At 66.8% G+C, this 8,530-nt stretch carries 7 protein-coding genes; 4 read left to right on the top strand and 3 right to left on the bottom strand.

Features of this window, described 5'->3' with window-relative positions; all coding sequences use genetic code 11:
- Window positions 1-168: 168 nt before the first annotated feature.
- Window positions 169-1,419 (bottom strand): DUF819 family protein, encoded by a 1,251-nt coding sequence (locus ACTJJM_RS20780; protein WP_010482808.1) that lies wholly within the window; start codon window positions 1,417-1,419, stop codon window positions 169-171.
- 135 nt (window positions 1,420-1,554) lie between these two features.
- On the opposite strand from ACTJJM_RS20780, the gene ACTJJM_RS20785 reads away from it, so the two are divergent.
- A complete protein-coding gene (locus tag ACTJJM_RS20785) occupies window positions 1,555-1,944 on the top strand; it encodes a VOC family protein (RefSeq protein WP_010482807.1) in 390 nt (129 codons plus the stop codon).
- 86 nt (window positions 1,945-2,030) lie between these two features.
- Here the strand turns inward: ACTJJM_RS20785 and ACTJJM_RS20790 are convergent, their stop codons facing one another.
- Together ACTJJM_RS20790 and ACTJJM_RS20795 are read right to left on the bottom strand one after the other, a co-directional pair.
- Window positions 2,031-3,317 (bottom strand): sensor histidine kinase, encoded by a 1,287-nt coding sequence (locus ACTJJM_RS20790; protein ID WP_049411177.1) that lies wholly within the window; start codon window positions 3,315-3,317, stop codon window positions 2,031-2,033.
- Window positions 3,304-4,017, bottom strand: coding sequence for a response regulator transcription factor (locus ACTJJM_RS20795; protein ID WP_010482805.1), 714 nt, complete (start codon window positions 4,015-4,017; stop codon window positions 3,304-3,306). Before ACTJJM_RS20795 ends, ACTJJM_RS20790 begins: the two co-directional genes overlap by 14 nt.
- A 103-nt stretch (window positions 4,018-4,120) precedes the next feature.
- Here ACTJJM_RS20795 and ACTJJM_RS20800 point away from each other — a divergent pair, with 103 nt between their 5' ends.
- The 3 genes from ACTJJM_RS20800 (at window position 4,121) to ACTJJM_RS20810 (ending at window position 8,376) form a co-directional block, all read left to right on the top strand.
- A complete protein-coding gene (locus ACTJJM_RS20800) occupies window positions 4,121-5,851 on the top strand; it encodes an ArnT family glycosyltransferase (RefSeq protein ID WP_440865943.1) in 1,731 nt (576 codons plus the stop codon).
- Window positions 5,852-5,962: 111 nt separating this feature from the next.
- Complete coding sequence (locus tag ACTJJM_RS20805) at window positions 5,963-6,730, top strand: phosphatase PAP2 family protein (RefSeq protein WP_029379842.1); 768 nt, start codon at window positions 5,963-5,965, stop codon at window positions 6,728-6,730.
- Window positions 6,727-8,376: a phosphoethanolamine transferase gene (locus tag ACTJJM_RS20810; protein ID WP_440865944.1), complete on the top strand. Its 1,650-nt coding sequence runs from the start codon at window positions 6,727-6,729 to the stop codon at window positions 8,374-8,376. Before ACTJJM_RS20805 ends, ACTJJM_RS20810 begins: the two co-directional genes overlap by 4 nt.
- Window positions 8,377-8,530 lie beyond the last annotated feature (154 nt).

An 8,530-nucleotide genomic window follows, 5' to 3' on the forward strand; every position in this document is an offset into this window, starting at 1 on the left:
TGAGCGCCATGGATGGCGCGACCGAGGCTACATGGACGTATTCACGCCGTCCCCCTCAACCGGACCCACCCCGTCATCACACGGAACACCGCTCTGGCTTTTGATGTTGAGGTTGCCGACCAGCGGCCGGCACTACCGCGGGTGCCGGGCGCCGCCTGGCTGGCCTCCTCAGCCGGTGGCCATCCACTTCAGGATCAGGCCGGTGACATACGCCAGGCCGGTACCAGTGGCATAGCCCACCGTGCCCAACAGCACGCCCACCGGGGCCAGCGTCGGATGGAACGCCGCTGCCACCACCGGCGCCGAGGCCGCAGCGCCGATGTTGCCCTGCGAGCCAATGGCGAAGAAGAACAGCGGCGCGCGCAGCAGCTTGGCCACGACCCACAGCACCAGCACGTGCGTGGCCATCCAGATCGCACCGAGCAGGAACAGCCATGGCCGGTCCAGCAGCGACAACAGGTTCATCTGCATGCCGATGCAGGCGATCAGGAAGTACAGGAACACCGTGCCCAGCCGCGATGCACCGGCCGCTTCCAACCTGCGTGCACGAGTGAAGCTCAGGCCCAGGCCCATTGCGGTGGACAGCAGGATCACCCACACGAACTGGCTGTCCAGGCTGAACTGGCTGGCCCAGCTGACATGGGCCTTGAACCAGCCCGCCAGCGGCGCGGCGATCGCATGGGCCAGGCCGACGCCGCCCAGTGCCACGCCGACGATCACCATCAGGTCGGTCATGCTGGGAATGCGCGCGTTCTGCGCCTCGTAGGCACTGATGCGTGCCTTCATCTCGTCGATGGCGCGGGTGTCGGCACCATTGCGGGTGTCGATCTGCTGTGCGCGGTTGGCCAGGAACAGCAGGATCGCCATCCACAGGCTGGCGCAGGCCACGTCGACCACGGCGAACTGGCCGAAGGTGGTGGCATCGGTGCCGAACACTTCGCGCATGGCGACCATGTTGGCGCCGCCACCGATCCAGCTGCCGGCCAGCGCCGCCATGCCCGCCCAGGTATCACCGGCCACGGTTTCCGGATGGATCAGCTTCATCAGCTGGAACGAGACGATAGCGCCGAGCATGATGCCGGCGGTACCGGCGCAGAACACGAGCAGCAGTTTCGGCCCGAGCTTGATGACGCCCTTCAGGTCGATCGACAGGGTCAGCAGGACCAGCGCGGCCGGCAGCAGCACGTCACGCGCGACCGGGTTGTACAGCGAGGTGTTGTGGCCATCGATGACACCAGCGGTGTTGTAGATGGCGGGGATGAAATAGCACAGCAGCAGTGCCGGCACCCAGGCGAAGATCTTCTTCAGCAGCGGGGTCGGACCACTGGCGGCCCAGAAGATCAGGGCCAGGGTGGCGGCAATCAGGCCCAGTCCAACGATGTCGTTGCTGATCAGGGCAGTAGCGGGTTCGGTCGGCACGGGATCCTCTGTCGATCGAAAGAGCGGAGAAAAAAAAGCGCCGCATAAAGCGGCGCAGGTCGAGATTAACATTGTCTTCACGCCGGGTCATGCTGCAGTGCCGACCACGCCTCCATCCCCTCAGGGAGCCTACTCATGCAGCTTGGCGCCTTTTCGGTCAGTCTCTCGGTGAAGGATCTCGCGGCCTCCCGTGCCTTCTACGAAGCCCTGGGCTTCTCGGTCACCGGCGGCGATCCAGCACAGAACTGGCTGGTGCTGCGCAGCAACGGCACCGTGATCGGCCTGTTCCAGGGCATGTTCGAGGGCAACCTGCTGACCTTCAACCCCGGCTGGGACCAGCACAAGCAGGAACTGACCCACTTCCAGGACGTGCGCGAGCTGCAGGCGGAGCTGGACGCCAGGGGCATCGCGCTGGCAGTCCGCACCGATCCCGATGGCCAGGGGACCGGCTACCTGCAGCTGGCCGATCCCGACGGCAACGTGATCCTGATCGACCAGCATGTGGCGCGGCCGAACGGGCGTTGACGCGGACAGCCATTGCGTGGGTAGGCGTCGACCTTGGTCGACGGGCAGCATGCCCACCAGGGTTGGCATCTACCAGGACGGCCGGATCAGCCCGGTCGCGAGGCACTGAAATCGAGCGTGACACGCGTGCCACGCGGCTCGCAGGGCTGCAGCTGCAGGGTCCAGCCCAGGTGCTCGCAGAGCCGCGCGATCAGATCCAGCCCGATGCCGCCGCCACGATCGGCGCGCTCGCCACGGGCCATCCGCGCGTGGATGGCCGCGATCTCCTCCGGGCTCATGCCATGCCCGGGGTCCTGCAGGGTCAGCACCGCCGACGAACTCAGCCGCAATTCGATGTGGCCACGGCCACTGTTCTCGATGGCGTTGCGCACCAGGTTGCCGATCGCCGCCTGCACCACTGCCAGCGGCGCGACGATGTCCACCGGCGCGGCCTGGATGCCGATGCTCAGGTCCTTGTCGCCCAACAGATGGCGATGGTCGTCGACGATCTCCGGCAGCAGCTGGTCCAGCGCGATGCGCTCGGCACGCGCCGCCAGTCGTGCCGGATCACGCGCCAGCACCAGCAGCAGTTCGATCAGCTGCTCCACGCTCTGCGCGGTGCGCAGTACCCGCTGCATCTGCTGGCGCGCACGCTCGGGCAGGCCCGGTTGCTCCAGCGCCAGTTCGGCGGCACCGGTCATCACCGCGATCGGCGTGCGCAGTTCATGGCTGGCGGTGCTGATGAACACCCGCTCGCGTTCGACGAACTGTTCGTTGCGGTCCAGGTAATCGTTCAGTGCACCGGCAATCGTGTGCAGCTCGGAGCTGCCACGCGGGTCGACCTCTATGCGCTGCCCCTGCGCACCGGGCCGCAGATCGGCGATGCGCTGCGCCAGCAGGCTCAACGGTCGCACCATCCGCTCCATGCCGAAGGACGCCATCAGCACGGTGACGAAGATCATGATCACGCCCGCCAGCATCACCCAGCGCGTGGCGAACTGCTCCAGATCGTGGAAGTCGGAGATATCCAGCGCCAGCGCGACCCGCCCCATCGATTCGGTCTCGCGCACCATCACCGCCGTCTCGCGGCCCTTCACCATCACCCCGTCATGCAGCCCGGGATGCAGGGTACGCAGGCTGTCGGGCAGGTTGACCGCGTCGAAGCGGTAGAGGCTGAGCGTGTCCGAATCCTGCCAGCGGTAATGCGGCTCGTGTTCGACATGTTCGACGATGCTGTCGAGTTCGGAATTGAGCAGCGCGCGCCAGGCAGCGTGCTCGGCATGCTCATGCACGTAATTGCCGACGCTGAACACCGCCAGCGAAAGCAGCGCCAGGTAGCCCAGCAACCACCACAGCACGCGCCGGTACAGCGGCCCGGGCTTACGCGCCTTCATCAGTATCCTTGCCAGCGTCGCTGCCGGTGGTCACGGCCAGCCGATAACCCACCCGCGGCAGGGTGTGGATCAGCTTCTCGGCAAACGGGCCGTCAACGCTGCGACGCAACTCGTAGACATGCGAGCGCAGCAGGTCACCATCCGGCGGCTCGTCGCCCCACAGGGCGAACTCCAGCTGCTGTCGTGTCACCGCACCCGGGCTGGCCCGCATCAGCACTTCCAGCAGTTTGCGGCACGCCGGGTACAGGTGCAGCACCTGGCCCTCACGCTGGGCCTCCAGCGTCGCCAGATCCAGCACCAGGTCGCCCACCTGCAGGCGCTTGCGCGGGTTGCGGCCCTGCGCGCGCAGCAGCAGCGCTTCCAGCCGCACCTCCAGTTCCGGCAGCGCGAACGGCTTGGTCAGGTAGTCGTCGGCGCCGGCACGGAAGCCGGCAATCTTGTCCGGCAGCTCGTCACGCGCGGTCAGCATGATCACCGGCACTTCCGATGCATGCTCGGTGCGCAGCCGGCGCAGCACCTCCGGCCCCTCCATGCGCGGCAGCATCCAGTCCAGGATCACCGCGTCGTAGGGATGGCTTCCGGCCAGGTGCAGGCCGGTGATGCCATCCGGGGCCACGTCGAGCACATGCCCGCGCGACTCGAAATAGTCGAACAGGTTGGCCACCAGCTGGCGGTTATCCTCGATCACCAACAGACGCATGCACGAAACATCCACGGAAGTTCGTACCATGGTAGCGCCGCCCATGTCGGAATGCGGTCGTCCCGCCCCCTTCTGACGCTTTTCCCACCCCCGCCACCTCAGAATGGCCGTTTTGCTCCCGGAGCCTGCCGTGCCCGTAGCCCTGCCCCGCCGTTGGCGCCTGCCCCTGTTGTGGCTGCTGATCATTGCTGCATTGGCAGCGGGCATCGGCCTGCGGCAGCCGCAGCCGCCGGACGAGCCGCGCTTCGTGCTGGCCGCGCGGACCATGGTCGAGAGCGGGCAATGGCTGCTGCCGCATCGTGGCAGCGAGCTGTATGCCGAGAAACCACCGGTGTTCATGTGGCTGCAGGCGGCCGCTTACGAGGTGGTCGGCAGCTGGCAGTGGTCGTTCCTGCTGCCGTCATTGCTGGGCGCCCTGCTGAGCCTGTGGCTGGTGTCGGATCTGGCACGGCGGCTGTGGTCGCCGCGGCATTCCATCTATGCCCTCGCGGCGCTGTTCTGCACCCTGCAGTTCGGGCTGATGGCCAAGCGTGCGCAGATCGACATGGTGCTGGTGGGGATGACCACCGTCGCCGTGTGGGGCTTGATGCGGCACCTGTGCGAACGTCGTAACCTGCCCGCGCTGTGGCTGGCCGGTTTCGCCGCAGGCGTCGGCACGGTGACCAAGGGCGTGGGTTTCCTGCCGTTGCTGATGGTGCTGCCCTGGTTCGGCTGGTGGCTGTACCAGCGCCGTCGCGGGTACCGCGTGGAGGGTCCGCACCCGGCAACGCTGCTGTGGCTGATCCCGGCGTTCCTGCTGGGCGTGGGCGTGTGGCTGGCGCCGCTGGGCTGGGCCCTGCTGCACACGCCCAGCGCCGAACTGCAGGCCTACGCGCATGAGCTGCTGTTCAAGCAGACCGGTACCCGTTATGCCAATGCCTGGCACCACCGGCAGCCGGCCTGGTACTACCTGCAGGTGATCCTGACCCTATGGCTGCCGGGCAGCCTGCTGCTGCCGATGCTGTTCAAGCCCTGGTGGCGCCGTATCCGCCGTGGCGACCGTCGCCAATGGCTGCTGCTGGGCTGGGCGGTGCTGGTACTGGTGTTCTTCAGTGCCAGCCCGGGCAAGCGCGAGGTGTATCTGTTGCCGATGCTGCCGGCAATGGCACTGGCCGTGGCACCGCTGCTGCCCGGCCTGTTGCGCCGCCTGTGCGTGCGCCGCTACCTGTTCGGCTACAGCGTGGTGCTGATGCTGGCCACCGGCGTGCTCGGCGTGATGCTGATGACCGAGCACCCGTGGGCGTTGGCGCAACTGGAACGCCGCGTCATGCCGGATACGCTGCTGCCGGTGCTGGGCGATGGCCTGCTGACCTTCGCCATTGCCCTGGCCACGCTGATCGTGTGGCTGCGGGTACGTCGTGCCGCGACGCTGGTGCTGCTGACCCACGGCATGCTGTGGATGCTCTACGGCCTGGTGCTGATGCCTGCGCTGGACCCCTTCGCCTCGGCATCGGCGCTGATGCGCCGGGTCGGCGCTCGGATCGGTCCCGACGCCGAACTGGCGCTGTTGGCCTGGCGCGAGCAGAACCTGCTGCAGGCCGACCGGCCGGTGCGCGAGTTCGGCTTCAAGCGGCCCTGGGCCGAGCAGTGGCACGACGCCGGGCCGTGGCTGGCCGAGGCGCCGGACAAGCGCTGGCTGCTGGTGCTGGATGATGCGATGAGCCCGTGCGTGGACCCGAGCAAGGTGATCGATATCGGTGTTGCCAACAGGAACCGTTGGCAACTGCTTCCCGGTACCGCATGGAACCCGCAATGCCACGCCGAGCGGGCCGGGTCGACCGCCGAAGAAGACTGAACGTCGGCACGTGCTGGGCAAGCATTAACCCGGCACGAACGAGCGTCCGACCCTTCTCCGACATCCAGGTGACGAGCATGACCGCGGATTCCCGACCCGCCCTTTCCCAGCATGCCCGTCCGTCCCCTTGATGCGGTAGCGCCGCTTGCGACATCGCCACTGGCGTCACGATTTGCCGTAACTCACCTCTGGCTGCCTGTCGCAATCGGTCTGCCCTTGTTTACGCTGCTGATGGGGTTCGGCGGCGACCAATGGGTGGCCGATCACCTGTTCCGCCTTGAGGGGGGCCACTGGGCGCTGCAGGACGCCTGGGTCACCCGCACGCTTGTGCACAAGGCTGGCAAGTGGCTGAGCACGGCTGCTGCCCTCGTGGCGATCCTGCTGTGCTTCCACCACTGGCGGAAGGGTCGCGATCGCACCCTGCGGTGGGCGCTGCTTTATGTCGTAATTGCCATGGCTCTGGGCACGGGTGTGATCTCCCTGCTGAAGTCGCTGGTGCCGATGGAATGCCCCTGGGACCTGCTGCGCTACGGCGGCCACCAGCCTTTCATCGGGCTTTTCACGGCGCGCCCCGCAGGCATGGCCGCGCAGGCCTGCTTCCCGGCGGGCCACGCCAGCGCGGGTTATGCATGGTTGTCCCTGTACTTTTTTGCCTTGCTGTGGCGCCCTTCATGGCGCTGGGCCGGGTTGTGGATCGGCCTTGCCACCGGCCTGGTGTTCGGCATCAGCCAGCAGCTGCGGGGTGCGCATTTCCTTTCGCATGACGTTGCTACTGCGTTGATCTGCTGGCTGCTTTCGCTGGGCCTGTATCTGATCGTCAAACGCGTCCTGGCACGTCGTCAGCTCGACCGTCCCCACCGCCAGGAGGCAAACGCATGAGTGCATCGGTCCAACGCCCCGCCCGCCTTCCCGCGTTGGCAAACCTTCGCCGTTGGCGGCCGCAGCTGTCCACCGAAGCACTGATCGCACTGACCAGCCTGTTCTTCGCGGTGGCCGGCAACGGCCTGTTCTGGCACAGCGCGATGGCCAGCCATCCGGGCAGCCTGCGCTACGCGCTGTCGCTGCTGCTGTTGCTGCTGGGTGCGCACGGCGTGCTGCTGGGCATCCTGGTCTGGCGCTGGAACGCCAGGGTGGTGATCAGCCTGTTGCTGCTGGTGACCGCATTCGCCGCGCACTACATGAGCCGTTACCACATCTACCTGGATGCGGACATGTTGCGCAACGTGCTGGCGACCGATCCCAAGGAAAGCCGCGAGCTGATGACCGTGTCGCTGGTGTGGCCGGTGCTGTTGCTGGCGGTGTTGCCGATGATCGTGCTGTGGCGCGTGCAGCTGCGCCGTCGCAGCTGGGGTCGCAGCCTGCTCTGGCGCGTCGGCTTCCTGGTGGTGGCGGCAGTGACCGCGGTAGGCGGCGCATTGATCTCGTTCCAGGATATCTCGGCACTGATGCGCAACCAGCGCGAAGTGCGTTACCTCGCCACCCCGGCCAACGTGCTGCTGGGCATGCCGCGCGCACTGCGTGGCGACAACCCGGTGCAGCGCGCGCCGAAGCTGCCGATCGGTACCGATGCCAAGGCCACCCCGCGTGCACCTGCCAGCAAGCCGCGCCTGCTGGTGATCGTCATGGGCGAAACCGTGCGCGCACAGAACTGGGGCCTCAACGGTGGCCGCAACACCACCCCGGAACTGGCCCAGGCCAGTGTGGTCAATTTCCCGGATATGCATTCGTGCGGCACCAGCACCGAGGTTTCGCTGCCGTGCCTGTTCTCGCCATGGGGCCGTCACGACTACGACGAGAAGAAGATCCGTGCACACCAGTCGCTGCTGCACGTATTGAACCGTGCCGGCATCGCACCGTTGTGGCGTGACAACCAGTCCGGATGCAAGGGCGTGTGCGAAGGCCTGGAGTTCCAGTCGCTGTCCGATGCGACCACCCCGGGCCTGTGCGCCGACGGCCGCTGCATGGACGAGATCCTGCTGCAGGACCTGGCCACCCAGGTGCGTGCCAAGTCCGGCGACCGCGTGGTGGTGCTGCACCAGCTGGGCAACCATGGCCCGGCCTATTTCGAGCGCTATCCGGCCGCCTTCGCCCGCTTCAAGCCAACCTGCGATACCCGTGACATCGGCCGCTGCTCGCGCGAAGAGATCACCAACAGCTACGACAACGCCGTGCTGTACACCGATCACTTCCTGAGCAAGACCATCGGCACGCTGCAGGGCATGCAGGACTACGACACGGCGATGATCTACCTGTCCGACCACGGCGAGTCGCTGGGCGAGAAGGGCCTGTTCCTGCACGGCGTGCCTTACGCCATCGCCCCGGCCGAGCAGACCCGGGTGCCGATGACGATGTGGTTCTCGCCGGGCTTCGCCAGCAGCCGCGGGCTGGACCTGCAATGCATGCGCAGGCGTTCGGCGGCCTATACTGACCACGACAACCTGTTCCCGTCGGTACTGGGCCTGATGCAGGTGAAGACGGCGCTGTACGAGCGCGATCGCGACGTGTTCGCCAACTGCGAAGGTTGAGGGTGGTTTGGCAGGGCTTGCAGCCCTGCACCTGCAGAGGCCAGAGCAAAAGCAACAGCAAGAGCTGGCTTCCTGAGGGTTGGCGGGGTGGGTCCGGTGGCGGGAGACGCCGTAAACCCATCCATGGGGGCTTGGCCGCGGCATCCATGCCGCG

It is taken from the genome of Stenotrophomonas sp. 22692, assembly GCF_052045015.1.
GTDB classification, from domain to species: domain Bacteria; phylum Pseudomonadota; class Gammaproteobacteria; order Xanthomonadales; family Xanthomonadaceae; genus Stenotrophomonas; species Stenotrophomonas geniculata.

Coding starts and splice junctions, on each gene's coding strand:
- ACTJJM_RS20785 (WP_010482807.1), top strand. CDS start 1,555: ATGCAGCTTGGCGCCTTTTCGGTCAGTCTCTCGGTGAAGGATCTCGCG.
- ACTJJM_RS20795 (WP_010482805.1), bottom strand. CDS start 4,017: ATGCGTCTGTTGGTGATCGAGGATAACCGCCAGCTGGTGGCCAACCTG.
- ACTJJM_RS20790 (WP_049411177.1), bottom strand. CDS start 3,317: ATGAAGGCGCGTAAGCCCGGGCCGCTGTACCGGCGCGTGCTGTGGTGG.
- ACTJJM_RS20800 (WP_440865943.1), top strand. CDS start 4,121: ATGGCCGTTTTGCTCCCGGAGCCTGCCGTGCCCGTAGCCCTGCCCCGC.
- ACTJJM_RS20805 (WP_029379842.1), top strand. CDS start 5,963: ATGCCCGTCCGTCCCCTTGATGCGGTAGCGCCGCTTGCGACATCGCCA.
- ACTJJM_RS20810 (WP_440865944.1), top strand. CDS start 6,727: ATGAGTGCATCGGTCCAACGCCCCGCCCGCCTTCCCGCGTTGGCAAAC.